Origin of the sequence: [Mycobacterium] stephanolepidis, from assembly GCF_002356335.1 — a bacterium.
Lineage (GTDB): Bacteria > Actinomycetota > Actinomycetes > Mycobacteriales > Mycobacteriaceae > Mycobacterium > Mycobacterium stephanolepidis.
Window position 1 is genome coordinate 550,997 of sequence record NZ_AP018165.1, and the last position, 25,721, is coordinate 576,717.

27 protein-coding genes are annotated in these 25,721 nt (G+C 63.8%); 17 read left to right on the forward strand and 10 right to left on the reverse strand.

Annotated elements, in window-relative coordinates:
- Nucleotides 1–7: 7 nt before the first annotated feature.
- A complete protein-coding gene (locus tag MSTE_RS02810) occupies nucleotides 8–337 on the forward strand; it encodes a hypothetical protein (protein WP_408645848.1) in 330 nt (109 codons plus the stop codon).
- Here the strand turns inward: MSTE_RS02810 and MSTE_RS02815 are convergent.
- Nucleotides 334–672 carry a hypothetical protein gene (locus tag MSTE_RS02815; RefSeq protein WP_096498809.1) on the reverse strand — a complete coding sequence of 113 codons (339 nt, stop codon included), beginning with the start codon at nucleotides 670–672 and terminating at the stop codon, nucleotides 334–336. The two genes, MSTE_RS02810 and MSTE_RS02815, sit on opposite strands and share 4 nt — an antisense overlap.
- Nucleotides 673–819: 147 nt before the next feature.
- On the opposite strand from MSTE_RS02815, the gene MSTE_RS02820 reads away from it, so the two are divergent.
- Complete coding sequence (locus MSTE_RS02820; protein ID WP_096498811.1) at nucleotides 820–1,719, forward strand: endonuclease domain-containing protein; 900 nt, start codon at nucleotides 820–822, stop codon at nucleotides 1,717–1,719.
- Nucleotides 1,720–1,735: 16 nt separating this feature from the next.
- Here MSTE_RS02820 and ipdC read toward each other — a convergent pair whose 3' ends face one another.
- Genes ipdC through MSTE_RS02840 form a run of 4 tightly spaced genes read right to left on the reverse strand, consistent with a single transcriptional unit; the run spans nucleotide 1,736 to nucleotide 5,206 of the window.
- Nucleotides 1,736–2,812 carry a (3aS,4S,5R,7aS)-5-hydroxy-7a-methyl-1-oxo-octahydro-1H-indene-4-carboxyl-CoA dehydrogenase gene (ipdC, locus tag MSTE_RS02825; protein ID WP_096498813.1) on the reverse strand — a complete coding sequence of 359 codons (1,077 nt, stop codon included), beginning with the start codon at nucleotides 2,810–2,812 and terminating at the stop codon, nucleotides 1,736–1,738.
- Nucleotides 2,809–3,558 carry a CoA-transferase subunit beta gene (locus tag MSTE_RS02830; RefSeq protein ID WP_096498815.1) on the reverse strand — a complete coding sequence of 250 codons (750 nt, stop codon included), beginning with the start codon at nucleotides 3,556–3,558 and terminating at the stop codon, nucleotides 2,809–2,811. The genes ipdC and MSTE_RS02830 overlap by 4 nt, the downstream gene beginning before the upstream one ends.
- On the reverse strand, nucleotides 3,555–4,436 hold the full coding sequence (locus MSTE_RS02835) for a CoA transferase subunit A (protein ID WP_096498817.1): 882 nt from the start codon (nucleotides 4,434–4,436) through the stop codon (nucleotides 3,555–3,557). The genes MSTE_RS02830 and MSTE_RS02835 overlap by 4 nt, the downstream gene beginning before the upstream one ends.
- Nucleotides 4,436–5,206, reverse strand: a complete 771-nt coding sequence (locus MSTE_RS02840; RefSeq protein WP_096498819.1) for an enoyl-CoA hydratase family protein — start codon at nucleotides 5,204–5,206, stop codon at nucleotides 4,436–4,438. The genes MSTE_RS02835 and MSTE_RS02840 overlap by 1 nt, the downstream gene beginning before the upstream one ends.
- A 94-nt stretch (nucleotides 5,207–5,300) precedes the next feature.
- On the opposite strand from MSTE_RS02840, the gene MSTE_RS02845 reads away from it, so the two are divergent.
- Both MSTE_RS02845 and MSTE_RS02850 read left to right on the forward strand, forming a co-directional pair.
- The gene (locus tag MSTE_RS02845; protein WP_096498821.1) at nucleotides 5,301–6,116 is read left to right on the forward strand and encodes an SDR family oxidoreductase; all 816 of its coding nucleotides are present in this window, start codon (nucleotides 5,301–5,303) and stop codon (nucleotides 6,114–6,116) included.
- Nucleotides 6,117–6,119: 3 nt separating this feature from the next.
- A complete protein-coding gene (locus MSTE_RS02850) occupies nucleotides 6,120–7,031 on the forward strand; it encodes an SDR family oxidoreductase (RefSeq protein ID WP_096498823.1) in 912 nt (303 codons plus the stop codon).
- Between the two features lie 33 nt (nucleotides 7,032–7,064).
- Here the strand turns inward: MSTE_RS02850 and MSTE_RS02855 are convergent, their stop codons facing one another.
- The gene (locus tag MSTE_RS02855; RefSeq protein WP_096498825.1) at nucleotides 7,065–7,565 is read right to left on the reverse strand and encodes a nitroreductase family deazaflavin-dependent oxidoreductase; all 501 of its coding nucleotides are present in this window, start codon (nucleotides 7,563–7,565) and stop codon (nucleotides 7,065–7,067) included.
- Nucleotides 7,566–7,582: 17 nt separating this feature from the next.
- On the opposite strand from MSTE_RS02855, the gene MSTE_RS02860 reads away from it, so the two are divergent.
- Nucleotides 7,583–7,969: a hypothetical protein gene (locus MSTE_RS02860; protein ID WP_096498827.1), complete on the forward strand. Its 387-nt coding sequence runs from the start codon at nucleotides 7,583–7,585 to the stop codon at nucleotides 7,967–7,969.
- A 115-nt stretch (nucleotides 7,970–8,084) separates the two neighbouring features.
- Nucleotides 8,085–9,329, forward strand: coding sequence for a cytochrome P450 (locus tag MSTE_RS02865; protein ID WP_096498829.1), 1,245 nt, complete (start codon nucleotides 8,085–8,087; stop codon nucleotides 9,327–9,329).
- Between the two features lie 47 nt (nucleotides 9,330–9,376).
- Here MSTE_RS02865 and MSTE_RS02870 read toward each other — a convergent pair whose 3' ends face one another.
- Nucleotides 9,377–10,537, reverse strand: a complete 1,161-nt coding sequence (locus tag MSTE_RS02870; protein WP_096498831.1) for a steroid 3-ketoacyl-CoA thiolase — start codon at nucleotides 10,535–10,537, stop codon at nucleotides 9,377–9,379.
- 216 nt (nucleotides 10,538–10,753) lie between these two features.
- On the opposite strand from MSTE_RS02870, the gene MSTE_RS02875 reads away from it, so the two are divergent.
- The 6 genes from MSTE_RS02875 to MSTE_RS02900 are packed head-to-tail and all read left to right on the forward strand — an operon-like array spanning nucleotide 10,754 to nucleotide 16,796.
- Nucleotides 10,754–12,013 carry a cytochrome P450 gene (locus MSTE_RS02875; protein ID WP_096498833.1) on the forward strand — a complete coding sequence of 420 codons (1,260 nt, stop codon included), beginning with the start codon at nucleotides 10,754–10,756 and terminating at the stop codon, nucleotides 12,011–12,013.
- A 23-nt stretch (nucleotides 12,014–12,036) separates the two neighbouring features.
- A complete protein-coding gene (locus tag MSTE_RS02880; RefSeq protein ID WP_096498835.1) occupies nucleotides 12,037–13,098 on the forward strand; it encodes an acyl-CoA dehydrogenase family protein in 1,062 nt (353 codons plus the stop codon).
- A gap of 9 nt (nucleotides 13,099–13,107) precedes the next feature.
- Nucleotides 13,108–14,271: an acyl-CoA dehydrogenase FadE29 gene (fadE29, locus tag MSTE_RS02885; protein ID WP_096498837.1), complete on the forward strand. Its 1,164-nt coding sequence runs from the start codon at nucleotides 13,108–13,110 to the stop codon at nucleotides 14,269–14,271.
- Nucleotides 14,272–14,299: 28 nt separating this feature from the next.
- Nucleotides 14,300–15,250 (forward strand): bifunctional MaoC family dehydratase N-terminal/OB-fold nucleic acid binding domain-containing protein, encoded by a 951-nt coding sequence (locus MSTE_RS02890; RefSeq protein WP_096498839.1) that lies wholly within the window; start codon nucleotides 14,300–14,302, stop codon nucleotides 15,248–15,250.
- The gene (locus MSTE_RS02895; protein ID WP_162291353.1) at nucleotides 15,220–15,639 is read left to right on the forward strand and encodes a MaoC family dehydratase; all 420 of its coding nucleotides are present in this window, start codon (nucleotides 15,220–15,222) and stop codon (nucleotides 15,637–15,639) included. The genes MSTE_RS02890 and MSTE_RS02895 overlap by 31 nt, the downstream gene beginning before the upstream one ends.
- Nucleotides 15,640–15,641: 2 nt before the next feature.
- A complete protein-coding gene (locus MSTE_RS02900; RefSeq protein ID WP_193442071.1) occupies nucleotides 15,642–16,796 on the forward strand; it encodes a lipid-transfer protein in 1,155 nt (384 codons plus the stop codon).
- An 11-nt stretch (nucleotides 16,797–16,807) separates the two neighbouring features.
- Here MSTE_RS02900 and MSTE_RS02905 read toward each other — a convergent pair whose 3' ends face one another.
- Entirely contained in the window at nucleotides 16,808–17,506 is a 699-nt protein-coding gene (locus MSTE_RS02905; protein ID WP_096498845.1) for an Rv3717 family N-acetylmuramoyl-L-alanine amidase, read from the reverse strand.
- Between the two features lie 221 nt (nucleotides 17,507–17,727).
- Here MSTE_RS02905 and MSTE_RS02910 point away from each other — a divergent pair, with 221 nt between their 5' ends.
- Entirely contained in the window at nucleotides 17,728–18,486 is a 759-nt protein-coding gene (locus MSTE_RS02910) for a hypothetical protein (RefSeq protein WP_096498847.1), read from the forward strand.
- 9 nt (nucleotides 18,487–18,495) lie between these two features.
- Here MSTE_RS02910 and MSTE_RS02915 read toward each other — a convergent pair whose 3' ends face one another.
- Together MSTE_RS02915 and kstD are read right to left on the reverse strand one after the other, a co-directional pair.
- Nucleotides 18,496–19,353: a MaoC/PaaZ C-terminal domain-containing protein gene (locus tag MSTE_RS02915; RefSeq protein WP_096498849.1), complete on the reverse strand. Its 858-nt coding sequence runs from the start codon at nucleotides 19,351–19,353 to the stop codon at nucleotides 18,496–18,498.
- 9 nt (nucleotides 19,354–19,362) lie between these two features.
- Nucleotides 19,363–21,051 (reverse strand): 3-oxosteroid 1-dehydrogenase, encoded by a 1,689-nt coding sequence (gene kstD / locus MSTE_RS02920; protein ID WP_162291354.1) that lies wholly within the window; start codon nucleotides 21,049–21,051, stop codon nucleotides 19,363–19,365.
- Between the two features lie 88 nt (nucleotides 21,052–21,139).
- On the opposite strand from kstD, the gene MSTE_RS02925 reads away from it, so the two are divergent.
- From MSTE_RS02925 to dmpG, 4 genes are read left to right on the forward strand one after another with little or no spacing between them, the layout of a single operon-like run.
- Nucleotides 21,140–22,780, forward strand: a complete 1,641-nt coding sequence (locus MSTE_RS02925) for an FAD-binding protein (protein WP_162291355.1) — start codon at nucleotides 21,140–21,142, stop codon at nucleotides 22,778–22,780.
- Nucleotides 22,773–23,558 carry a 2-keto-4-pentenoate hydratase gene (locus tag MSTE_RS02930; protein ID WP_096498853.1) on the forward strand — a complete coding sequence of 262 codons (786 nt, stop codon included), beginning with the start codon at nucleotides 22,773–22,775 and terminating at the stop codon, nucleotides 23,556–23,558. The genes MSTE_RS02925 and MSTE_RS02930 overlap by 8 nt, the downstream gene beginning before the upstream one ends.
- Nucleotides 23,559–23,564: 6 nt before the next feature.
- A complete protein-coding gene (locus MSTE_RS02935) occupies nucleotides 23,565–24,473 on the forward strand; it encodes an acetaldehyde dehydrogenase (acetylating) (RefSeq protein ID WP_096498855.1) in 909 nt (302 codons plus the stop codon).
- Nucleotide 24,474: 1 nt separating this feature from the next.
- Nucleotides 24,475–25,554, forward strand: a complete 1,080-nt coding sequence (gene dmpG, locus MSTE_RS02940) for a 4-hydroxy-2-oxovalerate aldolase (protein WP_096498857.1) — start codon at nucleotides 24,475–24,477, stop codon at nucleotides 25,552–25,554.
- Nucleotides 25,555–25,721 lie beyond the last annotated feature (167 nt).

Consider the following 25,721-nt stretch of genomic DNA (forward strand, 5'->3'; position numbering starts at 1 on the left):
TGAACTGATGCGTGCAGGAATCCTGATCGGCACGGCCGCAGCGGCGCTCGGCGTCATCGCAAGCAGTGCGCCGGCATCTGCCGAACCGTGTCCGCCCGAGGTTTGCAGCATTCCTGGATTGCCCGGCGGCAGTCTGCCCTTCAACCCGCAGATGTCTGACCTGCCACAAGACCCGATGTGGATGGGTCAGGCCTGGGATTGGTTGAGCAAGCGGGACAACACAGGCATGTTCGATACCCCAGGGGCGGCGGACTTCATTCGGTCGCAGCCGTCCGATGCGTGGGCGCCGGAGCAGACGCCGCCACCTCTACCGGGGCCTGCTCTACCGGGCGACTAGTTTCCGGCCCAGGTGCCGAACGGGACGTCCGGGTCGGTGCCCAGCGGGGTATCCGGGTCGGCGCCACCGATGTCGTTGGCATGGTCCGGGACGTAGGGGTCGGTTCCGTACGGCACGTCCGGGTCGGCGCCGCCCTTGTTCTGGTCCTGCAACAACACGTGGTGTGGACCGCGGTCGGTCGGTAGCTCCATGGCACCTTGCGAGGGTGCGTGGATGGGTTGCTCCGGCACCAACGGTTCGTCGGGATCGGCAGCGGCGATCGGTGCCAGCACGAAGGCGGCGGCTGTGGCCAAACAACACGCAGCCGTCGAGAAGCTGAACGTTCGATGTCTCATATCTCCAGGATTCTCCCGCATTCTGTGAATCCGCTGTCCCTATCCTTGCCCATTCCTGCCGAATGGGAACCTGGCGAGGGATTTCGGGCGATTTGCCTCGTGAGATTCCCACTCAGATTTGTCAGTGGTGAGTGGCATGCTCCCGCTATGGGGGAGGTTCCATGGCCGTTTCGTTCTGGTGAGGCTATTGCTTCTGGAGCTGTGACTGAGCACGAAATCCGTCGTCGATACGAACAGCTCTACCCATCCGTGTACGTTCCACGCGGATCGAATGTGACGGCCATACAGCGTGCACGGGCCGCATGGTTGTGGTCGCGGCGAGGCGGGGTGGTCGCGGGCCTGTCCGCATCGGCGCTTCTCGGCTCGAAGTGGGTAGATGGTTCGGGCGCAGCGGAATTGATCTATCGAAACCATAAGGCGCCGAAGGGGTTGAGGGTTCACCGAGAGTCATTGCTGGCAGGCGAGGTTGCTCGTGTTGACGGCCTCGCGGTCACCTCGGCGGCACGCACGGCCTTCGACCTTGGACGCTGGTTGCCGCCGCACACCGCCGTTGAACGCTTGGACGCTCTGATCGCAGCTACGGGAGTCAGTCCCTCAGAGATTCTTCAGATCTCGGATATGCATCCCGGAGCCAGAGGACTTGTGGCGCTCGGCAGGGCGCTGGAGTTGGTCGACGGCGGAGCAGAGTCACCTCAAGAAACCCGCACGCGGCTGCTTCTCGTAAGGGCGGGATTCCCTAAGCCGCAGACTCAGATCCGGGTCTACACGCGCGACGGAGAATTCGTCGCGAGGATCGACATGGGCTGGGAGGACGTCAAGGTCGGAGTCGAATTCGACGGCGCACAGCACTGGACGGATCCGCACCAGCGGTCCCGCGATGTCGATCGGTCAGCCGGACTCTCCGCAGAGGGCTGGAACATCATTCGGGTGACATCCGAGATGCTGCGGCATCGAGCGGGCACGATCGTAGCCCGGGTCGATGAGGCGTTTCGAACGGCGATGTCGAGTGGGAATCTGGCGAGGGATTTCGGTCGTTTTGCCTCGTGAGATTCCCACTCGGCGGTTAGAGGATGGCCGCGTTCGCACTCTTCAGCTGGGCAACCGCTTCCGTCACGATCGCGTCGATCAGGTCCTGGCAGCTGGGCAGGTCATCGAGGATGCCCGCGACCTGACCGGAGGCGAGAACACCGGCACCGGTGTTGCCCTCGACCAGACCGGCCTTCAGCAGCATCGGGGTGTTCGCGGCCATGAGCACCTGAGACCAGGTGAGCTCCTTGCCGTGGCGCATCGCCAGGCCGTCCGTGACCATGGACCGCCACGTCATTCCCGACATCTTCTTGAACTTGGCCGCGTTCCGGATCGCGGCGCTGAATCCACGCACCCGCGAACCGCTTTCGAGCTTCTCGACCAGCTCGGTGCGCAACACCCGGTGCGGCATGCCGTCGACCCGGGTCGACACCACGGTGCCATCGAGGGCCGAGGCCAGGTAGCGCTCCTTGACCGCATCAGGCACGGTGCTATCGGAGGTCAGCAGGAATCGGGTGCCCATGGCGACACCGGTCGCGCCGTAGGACAGCGCTGCGGCGAGGCCACGCCCGTCGAAGAATCCACCGGCGGCGATGACCGGCATTGCGGTGTCCTTGACGGCATCGAGCACCGAGGGCAGCAGCAGCGTGGTCGCGACAGGTCCGGTGTGCCCGCCGCCCTCACCGCCCTGCACGATCACTGCGTCGGCACCCCAGGCGGCGACCTTCTTGGCATGCTTGGCTGCGCCGATAGACGGAACGACCACCACGCCATTGTCTTTCAGCTTGGCGATCAGATCCTGCTTGGGTGCCAGCGCGAACGAGGCCACCTTGACCTTCTCGCGGATCAGCAGATCGATACGCTCGGTGGCATCACCGGCGTCCGCGCGGATGTTCACACCGAAGGGCTTGTCGGTGAGTGACTTCGTCTTCGCGACCGCCGCGACCAATTCCTCCAGCGTCATGGTCGCCGAGGCGAGGATGCCCAGACCGCCGGCGTTGGAGGTGGCGGCCACCAGGCGAGGACCGGCCACCCAGCCCATACCGGTCTGGACGACGGGATGGTCGATGCCGACCAGCTCAGTCAGTGCTGTCTTGAGGACCGGTGCACTCATTGCTTGACTTCCTTGTCCCGGAATGACTTCGGATCAATCACCTCGCGAATGATCCGAAGCTCTTCATCGGTGGGCAGACGGGTCTCACCGGCGTCGTTCAGCCCGTGCACCTCGAAGCTGGTGTTTGACGCAACCTCCTCGGCCGAGACGCCGGGGTGCAGTGACAGCGCCTGCATCTCGTGGTTGGGGCCGTTGAAGTCGAACACACCCAGGTTGGAAATCACCCGGAACACGTTGAGGTACTTGTACGCCGGGTTCGCCGGGTCGACCTTGTCGTAACCGACGCCCGAGACGATGTCGACAGAGTTCCCGAACACTCGCGCCGAATGGTTGCCCACCCAATACGACGTGGCGTGGTTGATGGTGTTGCCCGGTGCGCCGCGCACACCGAACATCTGCCGGGTGGGGTGCTGCAGCGGCCCGAACGCCGAGAGGTTCTGATTGCCGTAGCGGTCAATCTGGTTGGCGCCCATGACGACATGTCGACGGCCGGAGGCCACCACGTCGAACACCTTGCGGAAGGGCATCCACCCCTCGATCGGAGAGGTGCCGCCGATTGCCGGTGTCTCGGCCATCAGGACGGCCTCTCCGTCGGAGAGCACCAGATCGGGGGAGAAGGTCAGGCGAGCCAGTCGGGCACCGACGGTGGACATGGTCGACATCGCGGAGGCCATGATCTCGCCTGCGTCCCTGAACAACTCGGCGCACGCTACGGCGCATACCTCGGCGCGGGTTGCCTCGCTCATGCCTGCTGCTCCTTAAACCGCTTAACGGCTGCCTGGTAGTCCTCTTCGGAACCGGACAGGTAGGTGTCGACGAAGGTCTGCCAGGTCTCCGGATTCCCGGCGGCCTCGGCGTAGTGCCGCTGGAACTTCTCGTCGCGGCCGTAGTCGGCGGCGCCGATGGTGAAGTGCGCGCCACCGGGAGCTTCCACCACCTTGTCCACCATCATGCGGTTCAGCAGGAGTGACTGCAGGGGAACGGTTTTGACCAGTTCCTCGGTGGACACGATCTTCTCCACAGAGAGGTAGCGGCGCTCGGCGGCCAGGCAGTAGAGGTCGTCGAAGTACGGGTCCACACCGGTGTAGGCGGCATTGCCGGTGGAGTCACCCAGGTTCAGGTGCACGAATGCGGCGTCCAGATTCAGTGCGGGCATTGCGACCAGGGTTTCCGCGTTTCCCGACGAGTCCGCATACGGGGATGTGACGGTCTTGAGCTCGTCGCCCCAGAAATTCATGACGTCCGAGCCCAGCCCGGCCCGGATGGGCAGGAATGGTAGGCGGGCGGCGGCGGCCTCCAGGCCGCACTTGACCATGCCTTCATCCATCTCGCGGGACTCGATGGCACCGGTGGTGCGCGCTTTTGCGAACCACGGGTCATAGAACGGCGGCGAATCCAGGGACACGAAGCCGTAGTAGGCCTTTTTGACCTTGCCCGCCGAACACAGCAGGCCCAAGTCCGGTCCGCCGTAGGTGACGACCGTCAAATCCGTGATATCCGAACGCAAGATCGCGCGCACGAAGGCCATCGGCTTGCGGCGCGAACCCCAGCCGCCGAGACCGATGGTCATGCCGCTGCGCAGTTCGGAGACGACCTCGTCGAGAGTGCTTGTCTTGTCTGCCATTAGTTTCCCTTCGGCTTTCCGGTCTCGACGAATGCGTCACGGTGCTCGTCGGCGACACCGGCCAGGTTGAGCTCGAATGTGAAGCCCTGTTCCATGCGATAGCTGGATTCGACGTCCTGCGGATCTATGACGTTGATGGCTTCCTTGGCGGCGCGGATGACGCGGGTGTCCTTGGCGGCGATGTCACGCGCGACGCGCAGCGCGGCCTCGTCGAGTTCCTCCCGTGGCACCACCTCGTGAATGGATCCGTAGTGGTGCAACGTTTTTGCGTCGATCTTGGCTGCTGTGTAGAACATCCGGCGCATCACATGCTGGGGGACCAATCGCTGCAGATGAGTGGCGGTGCCGAGTGCGCCACGGTCCACCTCGGGCACGCTGAACACCGCATCATCGGAGGCGACGATCACGTCGGCGTTACCCACCAAGCCGATTCCACCGCCGAGGCAGAAGCCGTTGACGGCGGCGATGACGGGCACCTTGCAGCGGTAGACCGCGCTGAAGGCTTCGAAGCAGCCTCGGTTGGTGTCGATCAAGGCGGTGAAGCCCTGTCCTTCTGCCTGGGTGCGCTGCATTTCCTTGATGTCGGCGCCCGCGTTGAACCCGCGGCCCTCGGCTCGCAGGATCACGACGTGGGTGGACGGGTCATTGCCCGCCGCCAGGATGGCGTCGGCCAGCTCAAACCATCCGCGCGAGGGGATGGCGTTGACCTTCGGATAGTCGACGGTGACGGTCACGATGCCCGGTTCAACCGTCGCGGTGATGATGCCCATGAGACTCCTCAAGGTACCGAAACAAGCACTTGCTTGGTACGCTACCATGGCTCGAAAGCGCAGGACAAACAGCAGGAATACAGCAAGGAGCGACGTGCGAACCCCTTACGAACTCGGCCTCGCGGGCCGCGTCGTGCTGGTCACCGGAGGTGTCCGCGGTGTCGGTGCCGGGATCAGTCGGGTGTTCGACGAGCTCGGTGCGACGGTGATTACCTGCGCACGCCGCCCCGCACCCGATGGTCTTCGCGCAAGCGGCTCATCCCAGAGCCCCCCTTACGAATTTCATCCCTGCGATGTCCGCGACGAAGAGTCGGTGGACGCGCTCATCAGCGCCATCGTGTCCGGGCATGGGCGCCTGGATGCTGTCGTGAACAACGCCGGTGGTGCGCCCTTCGCGCTGGCCGCCGACGCGAGCCACAACTTCCATCGCAAGATCATCGAACTGAATCTGCTCTCGGCCCTGCTCGTCTCGCAGCGCGCCAACGCCGTGATGCAGCGGCAGGACGAGGGCGGCACCATCGTCAACATCACCAGCGTGAGCGCAAGCCGACCCTCGCCGGGTACTGCCGCATATGGCGCCGCCAAGGCCGGGCTCGAGAGCCTGACCCGGAGCCTGGCTGTGGAATGGGCGCCCAAGGTGCGGGTGAATGCGCTGGCCGCCGGAATGATCCGCACCGAGCTCTCGGAAATGCATTATGGCGATGAAGACGGGATTGCGTCCGTCGGCGCGACGGTGCCGCTGGGCCGCCTTGCGAATCCGGACGAGATTGGTTGGACGGCAGCGTTTCTTGCCTCACCACTGTCCTCGTACGTGACCGGTTCGGTCCTCACGGTTCATGGCGGAGGGGAGCGTCCCGCGTTCCTCGACGCCGCCAATGTCAACAGCAATGAGAACGGCGAAAAGGAATAGAACATGCCAGGTTTGCTCGACGGTCGGGTCGTCATCATCACCGGTGCGGGCCGGGGCATCGGACGTGCGCACGCGCTGGCGTTCGCGGCCGAAGGCGCCCGTGTAGTCGTCAATGACATCGGTGTGGGCCTGGATGGATCGGCGGGCACCAGCCCCGCCCAGGAAGTGGTCGAGGAGATCAAAGCCGCCGGTGGCGAGGCCGTCACCAACGGTGATGACGTCGCGGACTGGAACGGTGCCAAGAACCTGATCGACACGGCCGTCAATTCCTTTGGACGTCTGGATGTTCTGGTGAACAACGCTGGTTTCCTGCGTGACCGGATGCTCGCCAACATGGGCGAGGAGGAGTGGGACGCGGTGATTCGCGTGCATCTCAAGGGGCACTTCGCACCGCTGCGTCATGCCGCCGCGTACTGGCGTGATGAGTTCAAGGCCGGCAATGCGGTGGACGCCCGCATTATCAACACCAGCTCCGCTGCCGGCCTGCAAGGCAGTGTCGGGCAAGGGAATTACGCCGCCGCCAAGGCCGGTATCGCCACCTTGACGCTGCAGGCCGCTGCGGAGATGGGCCGCTACGGCATCACCGTCAACGCCATCGCTCCGGCCGCGCGTACCCGGATGACCGAGGCAGTCTTCGCCGAGACCATGGCCAAGCCCGAGGACGGTGCATTCGACGCGATGGCTCCCGAGAATGTCTCACCGCTGGTGGTGTGGCTGGGCAGCCCGGAGTCGCGCGCGGTCACCGGAAAGGTGTTCGAGGTCGAAGCCGGCATCATTCGCGTCGCCGAGGGCTGGGCGCACGGTCCGCAGGTAGACAAGGGTGCTCGTTGGGACCCAAGTGAATTGGGTCCCGTTGTCACCGACCTGCTCGATAAGGCTCGCACGCCGGTTCCGGTCTACGGCTCACAGGGTTAGCCGCTTCCGCCGACACGGCGTGTCGATGGGGAGCTAGGGCTCCAGGATGACGACGGGGATCTTGCGGGTTGTGTACGACTGGTACTTGTCGAAGTCGGCGTATAGCTCGACCAGCTTGGGCCAGTAGTACGCACGTTCCTCGTCAGTCGCGGTGCGGGCCGTCATCGTTCGGATATTGCCTTTTATCTGAACGCTGACTTCAGAATTCGCCTTCAGGTTGAGGTACCACGCCGGATTGGTGTCACGCCCGCCCTGCGACGCCACTAGGACGATCTTGTCGCCGTCGGGCAGGAAGAGCAGCGCGCTCAGCCGCTTCTGCCCGGTCTTGCGGCCGATGGTGGTGATCAGCAGTACCGGAATGCCCCAGGGGAAAGCCGCACCCACACGCCACTTTCCGCCGAGGCGGCCGTCGGTCCGCTGATACAGCCAGACGTTGGCAGTGGTCATCCACTTGATCAACTTTCCGGCCAACTCGGAGTTCAATTGGGCGGGTGCATTCGCGGATGAGCCGCTCGCGGCAAGACCATCAGACATGGCCCTATGCTACGAGGGTGTCAACACCTGGAGCCTCAGACGAAGTGCGTATTGCCGCCGCAAATGCCTACATCGAAGCCCTCGTCACCCATGAGGCAGACGCGGTGCCGTTCGCCCCGGAATGTGTGCGGATCGAGCAGGGTGTCAAGACCGGGTTCTCCGGAGATCACTTGCGGCGCAGCCTGAACAATGGCCCGCAGTTCCGCCTGATTGCCGCCGCGTCCAATCGACAGTTCCGCATCGAGGGGGACGACGTCGTCGCGAGTTTCGTCATCGAGACCAAGGCAAAGGTGACCGGGTGGCGCGTCGTGGCAAAAGTGGACGAGACGTTCAAGATTCCGGCGGCTGATCCGCGGATCCACCACATCCGGGCGATCTTCGTCCCAAAGCTCTCACGTATCTAGAACGCGTTCTAGATCTGGGGTTTTTCCTCCGCGCCCCCTTGTCCCGAGGGCGTTTTCTGTGCTTCACTGCCACTAGAGCCATTAGTGAAATGCGTCACAGGCCAGGAGGTACAGCGTGGTACATCCCAACCTTCCCGTGAATATTGATTTCACGGATCCCGACCTTTTTGTGCACGGGATCCCGGAGGGTGAGCTCGCCGAACTGCGGCATACCCAACCGATTTGGTGGAACCGCACCGAGCGTGGGGTCGCCGGATTCGATGATGACGGTTTCTGGGTGGTGTCCAAACATAAAGACGTCAAAGAGATCTCGCTTCGATGTGATGTGTTCTCCAGCGAGCAGAACACCGCGATACCTCGCTACTCGCCGACGACTCCACGCGAGCGGATCGATGCGACGCGTTTGATCATGCTCAATATGGACCCGCCGCGGCACAGTAGGTTGCGGCACATCATCAGCCGAGGATTCACGCCGCGGGCGGTGAACCGACTCCGTGACGATCTCAACGCCCGGGCGCAAGGCATTGCGAGGGCGGCGGCACAGACACAGCACGGAGACTTTGTTGAGCAGGTGGCCTGCGAGCTTCCGTTGCAAGCCATCGCCGGGTTGATGGGTACGCCATTGGATGAGCGCGAGCGGCTCTTCGATTGGTCGAACAGGCTGGTCGGTTCGGACGACGGTGAGGATGACAGCGCGATCGCCAGCACCGAGTTGCTGATGTACGCCATGGGAGTTGCGGCCCGCAAGGCCGCGGAGCCCGGTCCCGATATCTGCACTGATCTGGTGAATGCCGATATCGACGGCCAGAAACTATCCGATGACGAGTTCGGGTTTTTCGTCATGCTTTTGGCGGTGGCGGGTAATGAAACGACCCGCAACTCCATCACGCACGGCATGCACGCCTTCACTCAGTTCCCGGAGCAGTGGGAGTTGTACAAGAGGGAACGCCCCGAGTCCGCCGCCGACGAGATTGTCCGTTGGGCAACGCCCGTTACGTCCTTTCAGCGGACTGCGCTGGAGGACACCGAGCTTGGTGGTGTGCGGATCAAGAAGGGGCAGCGTGTGGTCATGATGTACCGCTCGGCCAACTTCGATGAAGAAGTCTTCGAGAACCCGTTCACCTTCGACATCATGCGAAATCCCAACCCGCATGTGGGATTCGGGGGAAGCGGCGAGCATCACTGCGTTGGCGCCAACCTGGCCCGCATGACCATCAACCTGATGTTCAACGCGATCGCCGACCACATGCCCGACATTGCGTCGGCGGGCGAGCCCGACAGGCTGCGGTCCGGATGGCTCAACGGGGTCAAGCACTGGGAGGTTGATTTCTGCCCGGCAGGGTTCGGGCGGGCCAGCTGACGAAAAGACCCCCGGACACCGAGGTGCCGGGGGCCTTCGCGAAGGTACTAGATCCGTTCGATGATGGTGCCGGTGGACAGCGCGCCACCAGCACACATGGTGATCAAAGCTGTTGACTTGTCGGTACGTTCGAGTTCGTGCAGTGCCGTGGTGATTAGGCGGCTGCCGGTGCTGCCGACGGGGTGCCCCAGCGCGATGGCGCCGCCATTGACGTTGACCCGGTCGAAGTCCGGCTTGTGCACCGCTGCCCAGGACAGCACCACCGAGGCGAAGGCCTCGTTGATTTCAACGACGTCGATATCGCCGATCTTCATGCCCGCACGGTCCAGCACGCGCTGCGTCGACTGCACCGGGCCGTCCAGGTGGTAGTAGGGCTCAGCGCCGACGAGCGCCTGCGACACGATGCGCGCGCGTGGCGTCAGGCCCAATGAGCGGGCCTTGTCCTCGTCCATGAGTAGTACCGCCGCGGCACCGTCGGAAATCTGCGAGGACGTGCCGGCGGTGTGAATACCCTCCGGCATAACGGGTTTGAGGTTTCCGAGTGATTCCAGGGTGGTATCGCGCAGGCCCTGGTCGCGGCTGACCGTCAGGGTCTCGCCGGTGGGGTTGCCCTCCTTGTCCACCTGCGGCGCATCGAGCGCGGTGATCTCGCGATCGAATCGTCCTTCGGCCCATGCCTGCTTGGCCAGTGCCTGCGAACGCACTCCAAGGCCGTCGACATCGGCACGAGTAATGCCGCGGCGCTTGGCAATCCGCTCTGCTGCCTCGAACTGGTTGGGCATATCGATATCCCAGGAGGCGGGGCGCGGGATGCCGGTGCCGCCGACGTTGGCGCCCAGTGGCACCCGGCTCATCGATTCGATACCGCAGGCGATGCCGGTGTCGATGGCACCGGAGTAGATCAGGCCGGCGATGAGGTGGTTGGCCTGCTGCGCGCTGCCGCACTGGCAGTCGATGGTGGTGGCACCGGCGGCCTCGGGCAGGCCGGCGTGCAGCCATGCCTGCCGAGTGATGTGGCCGCCCTGCTCGCCGAATTGGGTCACGCAGCCACCGATGACTTGTTCGACCTCGTTCGGGTCCAGACCTACGCGGGCGATCACCGACTTCTGGATGCTGCCGAGCAGCTCGGCTGGATGCAGGCCCGCGAGCCATCCACCACGTTTGCCGATGGCGCTGCGCGTCGCTTCGACGATGACCGGATTACCCATGGAGCTGCTCCTTTGCGCTCTGAACGTTGACTTCACGGTAGAACACGTTCCAGTCTGGAAGCAATGAGAACGTGTTCTCCCCCATCCACCACGTTTTGTCTGCGCTGATCGTGTGCTTCAATGGGGCTAGAGAGTGTCGTATCTCACTAAGCTCTCACTAGATGCTCTAACCAGATCGTCCCTGAATGACGCCCTGAAAGGCCATAGGAGTTCAACGTGGTGCACCCCAGCCTTCCCGCCGGTTTCGACTTCACCGACCCGGAGATCTACGCAGAACGGCTCCCGATCGAGGAGCTCAAGGAGCTACGGAAGACGGCTCCGATTTGGTGGCAGGAGCAGCCCGACGGCGTCGGCGGCTTCAATGACGGCGGGTATTGGGTCGTCTCCAAGCACAAGGACGTCAAGGAGGTGTCGCTTCGCAGCGATGTCTTCTCCAGCTGGGAAAACACCGCCATCCCGCGGTTCCAGGACGACATCACCCGCGAGGCCATCGAGCTGCAGCGCTACGTCATGCTCAACATGGACGCCCCGCACCACACCCGGCTGCGCAAGATCATCTCCCGTGGTTTCACGCCCCGGGCGATCGGCCGACTGCGCGACGAGCTGAACGAGCGTGCTCAGCAGATCGCGAAGGCTGCGGCGGCCAGCGGCACGGGTGACTTCGTGGAACAGGTGTCCTGCGAGCTGCCGTTGCAGGCCATTGCCGGTCTCCTCGGGGTGCCCATCGAGGACCGGGGCAAGCTGTTCAACTGGTCCAACGAAATGACCTCGTACGACGACCCCGAGTTCTCGCATATCGACCCGGCGGCATCGTCGATGGAGATCCTCGCCTACTCGATGGAGATGGCGAAGCAGAAGTCCGAGAATCCCGGCGAGGACATCGTGACCACCCTGATCAACGCCGAGGTCGAGGGCGAGGGCAAGCTCTCCGACGACGAGTTCGGCTTCTTCGTGATCATGCTCGCGGTGGCCGGCAACGAGACCTCACGCAACTCGATCACCCAGGGCATGATGGCCTTCACTCAGTTCCCTGAGCAGTGGGAGTTGTACAAGAAGGAGCGTCCGGAGACGGCGGCCGACGAGATTGTCCGTTGGGCAACGCCTGTGACGTCTTTCCAGCGGACTGCGCTGGAGGACACCGAGCTTGGTGGTGTGCAGATCAAGAAGGGTCAGCGCGTGGTCATGATGTACCGCTCGGCCAACTTCGATGAAGAAGTCTTCGACGATCCGTTCAGCTTCAATGTCATGCGCAACCCCAATCCGCACATGGGATTCGGTGGCAGCGGTGCGCATTTCTGCATCGGCGCGAACTTGGCCCGGCTGACCATCAACCTGATGTTCAACGCCATCGCCGACCACATGCCGAACCTGGCTCCGGCCGGTGATCCGAAGCGACTGCAGTCCGGCTGGCTCAACGGCATCAAGCACTGGCAGGTTGATTTCAACGGCGCCAGCGGTTGCCCGGTTCTGCACTAGTCATTCAAAAGGATACGCACGCTATGGATTTCGCTTTCGCGGAGGAGCAGCAGGCTGTCTCCGACGTGGTCGAAGCGGTGCTTGCCGATCGGGAGTTCATCGGTGTGGTGCCGGAGGTCGGATATGACGACGGATTGTGGCAGTCGCTGGCTGCCAACGGGGTCCTGAGTCTCGCGCTGCCTGAACGGCTGGGCGGCGACGGACTGGGCCTGGCCGAGGTGTCGGTGGCGTTGCGGGTGCTCGGAAAGCACGGCGCATTGACGCCGACGCTGGCGACGCTCGGGTTCGGCGTTGTTCCCCTGGTGGAGCTGGCCTGTGTCGAGCAACAGGACAGATTCCTCGACGGCGTCGGCTCCGGCACGATCCTCACCGCGGCTCTCGATGAGCCGGGGTCCGCGCTGCCTTCGACGCCCTCGGTATCCGCCGTGCGCGACGGTTCCTCGTTGGTGTTGAACGGCCGCAAGATCGGCGTTCTACATGCGGCCGAGGCAAATTGGATACTTGTCACCACCGACAACGGCGTCGTTGTGGTGGCACCCAACACCCCGGGAGTGACGATCACCCGGACACCGACGGCCAGTAAGGCCGCCGAATACGCGGTGACCTTCGCCGATGCGTCGGTACCCGATTCGGATGTGTTGGGCGGACCCGTTGAGCGGGTGAACCAGCTCGCCGTGGCAGCCATCGGTTCCTACGCGGACGGATTGGTTTCGGGCGCCCTACGTCTGACCGCCGATCACGTGTCCAACCGAGTGCAGTTCGGCAAGCCGCTGGCCGCCTTCCAGGCGGTTTCGCAGCAGCTGGCAGATGTGTATGTGGTCTCGCGCACGCTGAATCTCGGTATCACGTCTGCGGTCTGGCGCCTGTCCGCCGGGCGTGACGCGACGGAGGATCTGGATGTCGTTGCGTTCTGGATGGCCGCGGAAGCGCAGCGAGTCATGCAGATCTGCCATCACCTGCACGGTGGTCTGGGCGTCGACATCACGTACCCGATGAACCGCTACTACTCGACCATCAAGGACCTGAGTCGTCTGGTGGGCGGGTCCTCAGAGCGCCTCGACGTTCTCGCCGCGGCGCAGGTTTAGGAGCCAGTGATGCTGATAGACCTCACGCCGGAACAGGCGAAGTTGCAAAGCGATTTGCGACAGTACTTTTCGAATCTGGTCACCGCCGATGAGACGCGCGAGATGATGGTCGACCGCCACGGCTCGTCCTACGAGGCCGTGGTTCGGCGGATGGGGCAGGATGGCTGGCTCGGTGTCGGCTGGCCCACAGAGTACGGCGGCCACGGATTCGGCCCGCTGGAACAGCAGATCTTCATGAACGAGGTCATACGTGCCGACGTGCCGATGCCCTTGGTGACGCTGCAGACCGTCGGTCCCACCCTGCAGAAGTACGGCACCGAAGTGCAGAAGAAGAAGTTCCTGCCTGGAATCCTCGCAGGTGAAATACATTTCGCCATCGGGTATACCGAGCCGGAAGCCGGGACCGACTTGGCCTCGTTGCGCACCACCGCGGTACGCGATGGCGACCACTACATCGTCAACGGACAGAAGATCTTCACCACCGGTGCCCACCAGGCCCAGTACATCTGGCTGGCCTGCAGGACAGACTCCGATGCGCCCAAACACAAGGGAATCTCGATTCTTATCGTCGATACCAAGGATCCGGGCTACTCGTGGACGCCGATCATCACCAATGACGGTGCGCACCACACCAATGCGACCTACTACTCGGACGTGCGGGTTCCGGTGGACATGCTGGTGGGCGAAGAGAACTTGGGATGGAAGCTCATCACCACCCAGCTGAACCACGAGCGGGTTTCGCTCGGCCCGTCCGGGCGGATCGCGGGTATGTACGACCGCGTCTACGAGTGGGCCGCCAAGCCGGGGCACGACGGTGTGGCGCCGCTGGCGCATGAGGACGTGCGCCGGGTTCTGGGCGAGATGAAGGCCGTGTGGCGACTCAACGAGCTGCTCAACTGGCAGGTGGCCTCATCGGGCGATGACATCAGCATGGCCGATGCCGCCGCAACGAAGATCCTTGCTACCGAATGGATTCAGAAGCTCGGCCGGTTGAGCGAGGGTGTCGTGGGCCGCTACGGGGATCCCGCCGACGCGAACACCGCCGAGACCCTTGAATGGCTGGATGCACAGACCAAGCGCCACCTGGTGATTACCTTCGGTGGCGGTGTGAACGAGGTGATGCGCGAGATGGTCGCGACGGCTGGTCTGGGTACTCCCAGGGTGCCGCGGTGATGAAGGCTTGCGCGAAGAACGGACAATCATGAGCGTCGTGGATATTCAGGACGGTTTCGCCGAGATCAAGGCCGCCGGCCCCAGCGCGCCCCGCCTGGCACGGGATCCGGTGAACCAGGCCATGATCAACAACTGGGTTGAGGCGATGGGGGACCGCAACCCGATCTACGTCGACGAGGATGCGGCAAAGGCGGCCGGGCATCCCGGTATCGTCGCACCACCCGCGATGGCGCAGGTGTGGACCATGGCCGGGTTGTACGGCGAGCGCTCGGGAGATGACCCGCTGGGCCGGGTGATGGAGCTGCTCGATTCGGCGGGTTACCAGTCGGTGGTCGCCACCAACTACGAGCAGATCTATCACCGCTATCTGCAGCTGGGCGAGCAGGTCACCACCACCAATGAGGTGACCGAGGTCTTCGGGCCGAAGCAGACCGCGCTCGGCGAGAGCTGGTTCATCAACATCCACGCCGAATGGCATGTGGGCGATGAGCTCGTCAATGAAATGAACTGGCGCATCATGAAGTTCCGGCCGGGCGCCAAGAAGTCGGCCGACGTGCCGGATGATCTCGATCCTTCGAAACTGATGCGTCCATCCTGGTCGAGGGATAGCGCGTACTTCTGGGAGGGCGTCGCGGCCCATGAGCTGCGGCTGCAGAAGCGGCCCGACGGGGCGCTGCAGCATCCACCCGTTCCCGCTGTGTGGCAGGACAAAGACGCTCCGATCGAGTATCAGGTGGCCAGCGGGCGCGGCACGGTGTTCAGCTACGTGGTGCATCACGCACCTCAGGTGCCTGGTCGCACACTGCCTTTCGTGATCGCGCTGGTGGAGCTTGACGAGGGTGTTCGGATGCTGGGCGAGCTTCGAGGGGTGTCGCCCGACGATGTTCAGATCGGGCTGCCGGTTCAGGTGACGTATCTGGACTTCCCCGCAGAGGGAGAGAGCCCGGCATGGACCCTGTACGCCTGGGAGGCGAAGTGACCACCGTTGGCGAGAAGCTACCTGAGCTGAAACTCGAAGGCACTCCGACGTTCATCGTGTCGACCGCGCTGGCCACGCGTGACTTCCAGGACGTGCATCATGACCGTGACCTGGCGCAGGCGAAGGGGTCCAAGGACATCTTCATCAACATCCTGTCCGACACCGGTCTGGTCGAGCGATTCGTCACCGACTGGGCCGGACCTTCGGCTCGTGTGACATCGATTTCGCTGCGTTTGGGTGTGCCGTGGTACGCCTACGACACCACGGTGTTCTCCGGCGAGGTGACCGCCGTCGACGACGGTGTCGTGGAAGTGGATGTGGTGGGCAACAACAGCCTTGGTGCGCATGTCACCGCCAAGGTCAAGCTGACGATCGGAGCGAGCGCGTGAGCTTGTCGGGTAAGGCCGCTATTGCCGGTATCGGTGCCACCGACTTCTCGAAGAAGTCGGGCCGATCCGAGCTGAGGTTGGCGGCCGAGGCGGTGCTCGATGCGTTGACGGATGCCGGTTTGTCTCCCGACGAAGTCGACGGCCTGGTGACCTTCACCATGGACTCGAACCTGGAGACCGCGGTCGCGCGTTCGACAGGCATCGGCGAGCTGAAGTTCTTCAGCCAGATCGGTTATGGCGGCGGCGCGGCCGCGGCGACGGTGCAGCAGGCCGCATTGGCGGTCGCCGCCGGTGTCGCAGAGGTGGTCGTTGCGTACCGGGCCTTTAATGAGCGCTCGGAGTTCAGGTTCGGTCAGGTGATGACGGGACTGAGTTCGACCGCCGACTCACGAGGCGTCGAGTACAGCTGGTCGTACCCGCACGGGCTGAGTACGCCGGCAGCCTCGGTGGCGATGATCGCGCGCCGGTATATGCACGAATACGGTGCCACAAGTGCAGATTTCGGTGCGGTGTCGGTGGCGGATCGCAAGCATGCGGCCACCAATCCGAAGGCATTCTTCTATGGCAAGCCGATCACCATTGAGGACCATCAGAATTCACGGATGATCGCCGATCCGGTGCGACTGCTCGACTGTTGCCAGGAGAGCGACGGCGGGGTGGCGATTGTCGTGACGACACCTGAGAGGGCCAAGGATCTCAAGAACCGGCCGGTGGTGATCGAGGCAGCCGCGCAGGGGTCCGGCGACGACCAGTTCACCATGTACTCGTACTACCGGGACGAATTGGGACTACCCGAGATGGGACTCGTCGGTCGGCAGCTCTGGGATCAGTCCGGTTTGACGCCCAACGATATTCAGACCGCGATCCTGTACGACCATTTCACGCCGTACACCTTGCTGCAGCTCGAAGAACTCGGCTTCTGCGGTAAGGGCGAGGCCAAGGACTTCATCGCCAACGGCGCCATCGAGCTGGGCGGAAAGCTGCCGATCAACACGCACGGTGGTCAGCTCGGCGAGGCCTACATCCACGGTATGAACGGTATCGCCGAGGGCGTGCGCCAGCTACGAGGGACGTCGGTGAACCAGGTGCCGAATGTCGAGCACGTGCTCGTCACAGCGGGCACCGGTGTGCCGACATCCGGCCTCATCCTGGGATAGTCGAAGTCGACTCAGCTCAGAAACCTGGCGATGCCTTGCGCGATCGCGATCGCGATCGCGGCCGCCAGGCGCGCCTGGCCGTCTGCGCTGGACAGCATCGCGGCGTCGTCGCTGTTCTTCATGTTTCCGCACTCGATGAGGATCGCCGGGTACTGGGCCAGGTTCAGCCCGGCCAGGTCGGAACGTCCATATAGACCATCGTTTCCACGGTAGGTCGACGGCTGGAATCCCGAGGCCTTGAGCTGATCGCGCATGGTGCTGGCCAAGCGCAACGAGGGGCCCCCTTGCGCTTCGTTGATCGGCGGGTTCGAGTAGTTGACGTGGAATCCCCGGCCATCCCGGGGGCCGCCATCGGCGTGAATGCTGACGATGGCGTTGGGCCTGAAGGAGTTTCCGGTAGCAGCGCGCTCGTCGATGCACGGCCCGAGCGCATTGTCATTGCCGCGGGACAGCGCGGTGCGAACACCGGCCACGGTGAGGGCCTGGCGGATGTGCAACACCACATTCCAGTTGAAGGTGTGTTCGGGAAAACCTGAATCGGTTGCGGTGCCGCTGGTCTGGCATTCCTTGGTGCGTCCCCGGCCGTCACTGACCTGTCGGGTGATCGAGCCGTCGTTGGCGCCGTTGTGCCCGGGGTCGAGGAAGACGATCTTTCCCGCTATGGGAGAGTCCGCGTGGGCCAGGGCCGTGGTGGACAGCACGGCCGGCATGCTGAGTAGGACGGGCACGCTCGAGGCGTACTTGAGGACGTCGCGTCGCGAGAGGCAGCGGGACCGCTTGGCGGGACCGCACGGGGTGGTCTGCACGCCGGAAAGGTAGGCCCCGAACCTGGGATTTGAGAACCCGACATGTCGTTCGGTTGAACTGTGACCGAGACGAGACCGTATCGCAGTCACAGCTTTCTGACAGAAACGGCGGCGATGCTTGCCCGGTGACTCAATCAAAGGCCGCCACTGCGACAGGCGCATTGATCCGCCTGCGCAAGGATGTCGCCGAAACCTTCCGGCCGCCGCGTCGGTGGCTCGAGGGATTGGGTCTGAACCTCGGCCTGGCGATCGCCTATCTGATCATCTGGCAGCCGATTGCCCAACATGGGCGCAAACGCGACTGGGCGCTTCTGATCGGCGTGTACTTCGCGATGTTCATCTTCGCCGATGTGTCGGTGACCAACATGCTGGGTCTGGATGCCGATCGGGTCAGGCACGCGCTGGGGGGACATCGGTCGCTTCTGTATGTCTTGTTGATCAAGAACATCACACTGTTTCTTGTCGCCGGGCTGCCGACGCTCATCCTGACGGCTTTCCTGACCATCCACCGGCAGCCGGCAACCCAAACCGCGATCACCGTGCCCGATGTGGGCGTGCACATCGTCAGCTGGCTGGGTCTGGGCAATCTGGTCTCGGTACTGCTGCCGATGGTGGCGCGCCCGCTGCGCGAGCGTTGGCTGCACCGGCGGGACGTGCCGGCCACGGTGCGGTGGCTCTTCTATCTAGCTCTGCCGTACGGCGTCTACTACCTCGTTGCGCCGGTAGGCGGTATCCCTCGAGCCATCTTCGGGCGCAACGTTTTCCACTCCATGCCGCTGACCGAACGATCCCTACTGGAACTCGGCTTGGGCGTCGCCGTCTGGAGTGTCGGAACCGCGCTGGCGCTGGGGGTGTATCGCTACCGCGGAATACGGTGGTACTAGCGCGTAGGGCTAGGTGTAGGTGAGCTCGACGTCGGCGAGTGCGGCGGCATCCTCACGTTCGGCCACGACAGCCGAGATCAGCAGCTTGCCGTCTTCCTTCCAGATGCGAGTCTTGAGGGTCTCACCAGGGAACACCACACCCGCGAACTTCGCGGCATACGACGTCACCCGCGAGGCATCCCCGTCGAGTGCGGCGTCGACCGCCGCCTTGCACACCACGCCGTAGCTGCACAGCCCGTGAAGGATCGGACGGGGGAATCCGGCCGCCGCCGCGAAGGCAGGGTCGGAATGCAGCGGGTTGCGGTCGCCGCAGAGCCGGTACAGCAGCGCCTGCTGCGGCAGGATGTGCGTGGAGACCTCAACGTCGGGCGTGCGGTCGGGAGTGCCGCCTGCGGCGGAGGGGCCTCTCTCGCCACCGAAGCCACCCTCGCCGCGCGCGAAGATCGACCGGCGGATCGTCCAGAGTGGGCCATGGTCATCGGAAGTCGTTGTCTCCGTAACGATCACGGCTGCCTTACCCTTATCCCAGATCTCCACGACCTTGCCCTCGGAGCGGGCCGAACCCGCGGGCGGCAAGGGACGGTGCGCCGTCACCTGCTCGGTGCCGTGCAGGATCTTGGCCAGGTCGATCTCGATACCCGGGAATGACACCCTGGGCGGTTCCACCGTGTGGAAGCCCGAGGCCACGGTCGCGAATGTCGGCAGCACCTGCGGAGTCTTGTCCTGCAGGTAGCGCAGTTCGGTCTCGCTCACCGGATCGGCGCCCGCGCCGATGGCCAGGTGATACAGCTGCACATCGGATGCGGTCCACGAGAATTCTGCGGGCTCGACAGCAGCGCCCAGAGCGATATCGACGTTGATAGGCATGAGCTGACCCTACTTCCCGGCGATATCGAGCGCCGCGAGGTAGCCCCATGTCATAGCCGGGCCAATGGTGGCGCCGGGGCCGGCGTAGGTGTGGCCCATTACCGGGGTGCTGACATTACCTGCGGCGTAAAGGCCTTCGATGATGCTGTTGTCATCGCGCAGCACCCGGCCCTGTACGTCGGTGCGTACGCCACCCTTGGTGCCCAGATCGCCGGGCACCATCTTGGCCGCGTAGAAGGGCCCCTTCTTGAGTTCACCCAGATTTGGGTTCGGCTTGTTCGTGGGGTCACCGTAGTAGCGGTCGTAGGCGCTCTTCCCGCGGCCGAAGTCCTCGTCGGTGCCACTGCGGGCGAAGCCGTTGAACCGGTCGACGGTCGCCGTGAACTCCTCGACGGGCAGGTTGGCCTTCGTCGCGAGCTCTTCGATGCTGTCGGCCTTGACGATCACGCCGGACTCGATCCACTTGCTCGGGATCTTCTGTCCCGGCTGCAATCCGGCGAAGATGTACCGGTTGCGGTACTCCTGGTCGAAGACCAGCCATGCGGGCAGGTTCTCGCCGGGCCCCGCGCCCTGGCCGTACTCGCCGCCATACATGCGGTGAGTGGCTTCGACATAGGGCAGCGACTCGTTCATGAACCGCTTACCGGACGCGTTGACGATGATCGACCCGGGGGAGTTGCGCTCGGACAGCGCGAACCACGGCCTGCCAACCAGCGGAACCGTTGGGCCCCACCATGAGTCCTCCATGAACTCCAGCGCGGCACCGAGCTTTTCTGCTGCCAGGATGCCGTCGCCGGTATTGGCCTTGGCGCCGACCGTCCACTCGGCGGTGATGGGGGCGCGTTGGTACTTCACTCGCATCTGCTCGTTGTGCTCGAATCCGCCGGAGGCCAAGATGACGCCCTTGCGTGCCTTGATGACCGTCGGTTCGGAAGCCTCCGAAGAACCGGTCTCACGCACGTAGACGCCCTTGACCGTGCCGTTCTCGATGTAGAGGTCGGTCAGTGCGGTGTTGAGCTTGACCGGAACGCCGGCGTCACGCAGGCCGATGCGCAACGCGGCCGAAAGGGCCCGTCCCATGCCGACGAGTTTCTTGCCGGTGCCCTGCGCCCAGAAGGTGCGCACGCCCACGCGCAGACTGCGCAGCACGCCGCGGGGATGGCGCTTGAGCTGGTTCAGCCGTACGTAATCCTGCTGACGTACGACGACATTCAACGGGACCTTGCCGTATGGAGGCTCCAGGTTGGGCAGCTCGTCGCCAAGTTTCTTGGCATCGAAAGGCTTGGGTTCCACCGAGCGGCCGGTCGAACGTCCGCCGGGAGCCTCGGGGTAGTAGTCGGAGTAGTTGGGCACCCAGTCGAGCTTGAGTGGAGAGTTGGCCAATACGAAGGAGAGCATCTCCGGGCCGCGATCGAGGTAGGTGTCGATCTTCTCGCGGGGGACGACGTCGCCGATGATGGTGTAGAGGTACTCGCGGGCTGCCTCAGGGGTGTCGCTCTGGCGGGCCTTCTTGAGCACCTCGTTGTTGGGGATCCAGACGCCGCCACCGGAACGCGCGGTCGATCCGCCGAAGTGGGGGGCCTTCTCGATCAGTACGGTGCTCAGCCCGTTGTGTGCCGCGGTGAGCGCCGCAACCATGCCGGCGCCACCACTCCCGACGACGACGACGTCGTACTCCTGCTCAGTCATGTAGAACACGTTATAGAATTGAGGCGGCCTGGCGCTACCGGCGCTGGCCTGTGGTTTCACCGTTCGGACACTTTGATGTTGCGGTGAAAACAGAAACTTGTTGCTGTTTTGGCTATATGACGGTGAGGGAGGCCCAGTGCCGGGTCGATCGGACGTGCGATCAGCCAATGTCGTCATCGTCGGGTACGGGGTGGCGGGAGCGGCCGCCGCGTTGGCCGCTCTGGAGCGTGGGGCATCCGTGACGATCCTGGAGAGGTTCGACGGCGGCGGGGCTTCGGCCATTTCAGGGGGTATTTACTACGCCGGGGGCGGCACCAATATTCAGCGCGACGCGGGCGTCGAGGACACTCCGGAGCTGATGCTGGAGTACCTGCAGCTTGAGGTGGGCGACGCGGTGAAGCCCGAGACGCTGCGGAAATTCGTCGATGGCAGCGTCGGCACTCTGGATTGGCTCCAAGGTTACGGAGTGCCGTTCGAAGGTTCGCTGGCTCCGTTCAAGACTTCGTACCCCACCAACGACTACTACCTCTACTTTTCTGGCAGCGAATCCTCCGGGATGGCGCGAGCCGTCACCCCGCCCCGTCAACGCGGACATCGGGCCTTTGGCCGGGGTGTGTCCGGTAAGGCGTTGTTCGCACCGTTGGCGGCCTCCGCGGAGCGTTTGGGCGCCGATGTCTGGCGGCAGACCCGGGCCACCGGCCTGATCGTCGAGGACGGTCGTGTCGTGGGTGTGCGGGGCGTGACGTTGAAGGACGCGCCGGGTTGGGTGCGGCGGGCGTATTCGTTGTTCACGCAATACGCGACCAAGCCGGGGATCTACTACCCGCCGATGCGAAAGGCGTTGGAGGGTCCCGCCTATGCGTTGGAACGTCGGTTCGCCAAGCCATTCGAGATCCGTGCCGACGACGGGGCGATCCTGTCGTCCGGTGGGTTCATCGCCGATCGCGAGCTGGTGGATCGGTATGCGCCGGCGTATCGGGAGGGGTTGCAGCTGGGCACCGCCGGTGACGATGGCACCGCGCTGAAGCTCGCGGAGCCGTTGAACGCGGCCACCGGGCACCTCGACGAGATATCCGCCTGGCGTTTCATCGTGCCACCCGCTGCATTCCTCGGCTCGCTGTTGGTGGATGCCAAGGGGCATAGGATGGTTGACGAGTCGCGTTACGGTGCTGCGCTGGGTAAGGCGATCGTGCAGAAGGCTGGCGGCGTTGGTTATCTGGTGGCCGACAAGGCGTTGGTGAAGCGGGCTCGCCGGCAGCTGGGCTCGCAGACGCTGTGGTTCCAGCGGATACAGGCCGAGGCGTTCCTCAATGTGGGGCGCAAGAAGGCCGGGTCCATCGAGGAGTTGGCCGCCAAGGCGGATATCGATCCGGATGCATTGGCGCGCACCGTGTACGAACATAATGAGGCCATCGCCGATGGCACTCCGGATCCGCTGGGGAAACCCGACGACATCCGTGTTCCCATCGAACAGGGGCCGTTTTATCTGTTCAACGTGTCCATCAAGACCAACATGCTGAATCCGTGTCCCATGCTGACCCTTGGCGGGCTGGTGGTGGACGAGGAGACTGGTGCCGTGCAGACCACATCGGGCGCGGCGATCCCAGGGCTCTATGCCGCCGGGCGTGCGGCGGTGGGTATCTGCTCCAATTCGTATGTGAGCGGATTGTCCCTGGCCGACTGCGTCTTCTCCGGACGGCGGGCCGGGAATGAGACTGGGAGACACATAGATGCTTAGTTCCGACGTTCGTGAGGCCATCGCCGCCGATTTGGCAGCGGCCGAGCGCACCCGGGTGGCCATCGCGCCGCCCACCGACACATACCCGGATTTCGGTGTGGTCGACGCCTATGAGATCCAGCTGATGAATATTCGCTCCCGCCTAGCGGACGGAGCCAAGGTCGTCGGGCACAAGGTGGGCCTATCGTCCGAGGCGATGCAGAAGATGATGGGTGTCCACGAGCCGGACTATGGGCACCTGCTGGCCGATATGGAGCTGTTCGAGGACGTCGCGGCCTCCGCGTCCAAGTTCCTGTTCCCGCGGGTCGAGGTGGAGGTCGGATTCATCCTGGCCGCCGACCTGCCGGGTGAGGATTGCACCGAGGATGACGTGCTGGCGGCCACCGCGGCGTACGTGCCATCCATCGAGGTGGTGGACAGCCGGATCACCAACTGGCAGATCAAGATCTGCGACACCATCGCCGATAACGCATCCTCAGCCGGGTTTGTCATTGGTAAGCAACGTGTTTCGCCGAAGGACATCGACATCAAGTCGATCGACGCGGTGCTGACCTGCAACGGCGAGAAGTTGGCCGAGGGCAGAAGCGACGCGGTGCTGGGCAATCCGGTGACGTCGGTGGCATGGCTGGCGCGCAAGGTGGCTTCGTTCGGGGTGCGTCTGCGCGCCGGTGACGTGGTGCTGCCGGGTTCGTGCACCCGGGCGTTCGATGCGCATCCGGGGGACGAATTTCTGGCTGAGTTCGCCGGACTTGGTTCGGTCCGACTGGCTTTCGAATAGAGGAGAATTGTGAGCAAGGCATCTGTAGCGATCGTCGGTTCGGGAAACATCAGTACCGACCTGCTGTACAAATTGGAGCGGTCTGAGTGGCTGGAACCGCGGTGGATGATTGGCATCGACCCCGAGTCCGAAGGCCTCAAGCGTGCCCGCGGCTTCGGGCTGGAAACCTCGCATGAGGGTGTGGACTGGCTGCTGGCGCAGGATGAGAAGCCCGACTTGGTGTTCGAGGCGACATCGGCCTATGTGCACAAGGCCGCCGCGCCGCGCTACGAGGAAGCCGGCATCCGGGCGATCGACCTGACTCCGGCTGCGGTGGGGCCGGCCGTGGTACCGCCCGCGAATCTGCGTGCGCACCTCGATGCCCCCAACGTCAACATGATCACCTGCGGTGGCCAGGCAACGATTCCCATCGTGTACGCGGTCTCCCGCGTGGTGGAGGTGCCCTACGCGGAGATCGTCGCGTCGGTCGCGTCGGTCTCGGCAGGGCCGGGTACGCGTGCCAACATCGACGAATTCACCAAGACCACATCCAAGGGGGTGGAAGTGATCGGTGGTGCCAAGCGCGGCAAGGCGATCATCATCCTCAACCCGGCAGATCCACCGATGATCATGCGCGACACCATTTTCTGCGCCATCCCTGAGGATGCGGATCGCGATGCGATCGCCGCGTCGATTCACGATGTGGTGAGCCAGGTACAGCAGTATGTGCCCGGATACCGGCTGCTCAACGAGCCTCAGTTCGACGAGCCGTCGGTGGTCAACGGAGGTAACCACGTCGTCACCACTTTCGTCGAGGTCGAGGGTGCGGGCGACTTCCTGCCGCCGTATGCCGGAAACCTGGACATCATGACCGCGGCCGCGACCAAGGTCGGCGAGGAAATCGCCAAAGAACTTCTATCAGCGAAGGTTTCGTAACATGGGTTCGGACACCAGCACTCAGCTCTTGGGCACCGACGGAGTCTTCTTCGACGCCGCGTGGGATGTGCGGATCACCGACACGTCGTTGCGTGACGGCTCGCACCACAAGCGGCACCAGTTCACCGCCGACGAGGTGCGCGCGATCGTGGCCGCCCTTGACGGTGCCGGTGTGCCGGTCATCGAGGTGACCCACGGTGACGGTCTTGGTGGGTCGTCGTTCAACTACGGGTTCTCCAAAACCCCTGAGCAGGAATTGATCAAGCTCGCCGCGGAGACTGCGACGAACGCCAAGATCGCCTTCCTGATGCTGCCGGGTGTGGGCACCAAGGAAGACATCATCGAGGCGCAGGGCAACGGCGGATCCATCTGCCGTATCGCCACTCACTGCACCGAGGCTGACGTGTCGCTTCAGCACTTCGGGCTGGCGCGTGAGCGGGGGTTGGAAACCGTTGGATTCTTGATGATGTCGCACACAATCTCACCGGAGAAGCTGGCCAAGCAGGCGCGAATCATGGCAGACGCCGGATGTCAGTGCGTGTACGTGGTGGACTCTGCGGGCGCGTTGGTGCTGGACGGTGTCGCCGACCGGGTGGCCGCGGTGGTGGCAGAGCTCGGCAACGATGCGCAGGTCGGCTTTCACGGGCACGAGAACCTTGGGCTCGGTGTCGCCAACTCCATCGAGGCGGTGCGCGCCGGAGCCAAGCAGATCGACGGTAGTACAAGGCGTTTCGGTGCTGGTGCCGGTAATGCTCCGGTGGAGGCGTTGATCGGCGTCTTCGACAAGATCGGCGTGAAGACGGGCATCGACTTCTTCGATATCGCGGACGCCGCCGAAGAGGTGGTCGCACCTGCGATGCCGGCCGAGTGCCTGCTGGATCGCAACGCGCTGATCATGGGCTACAGCGGCGTGTACTCCAGCTTCCTCAAGCACGCCATCCGGCAGGGCGAGCGTTACGGGGTGCCCGCACACCAGCTGCTGCACCGGGCCGGTGAGCGAAAGCTCATTGGTGGGCAGGAGGATCAGCTCATCGATATCGCATTGGAGATCCAGCGCGAGAACGCCGAAAAGAAGTCGTAGGCGGGGCTCTCCATCGGCGCTCTGCTGCTGCCGTGATCGCGCCGTCGTGCGCGCCGGGGCGCGGGGCCGTCGATCAGGTACTTGGCGCGTTCCGACGGGGACGGTTTCCCGGGTTCTCGTCGAAGACCACATGCCCTCGCTCGGCAGCGGGCGCCCAGTGTCATGCG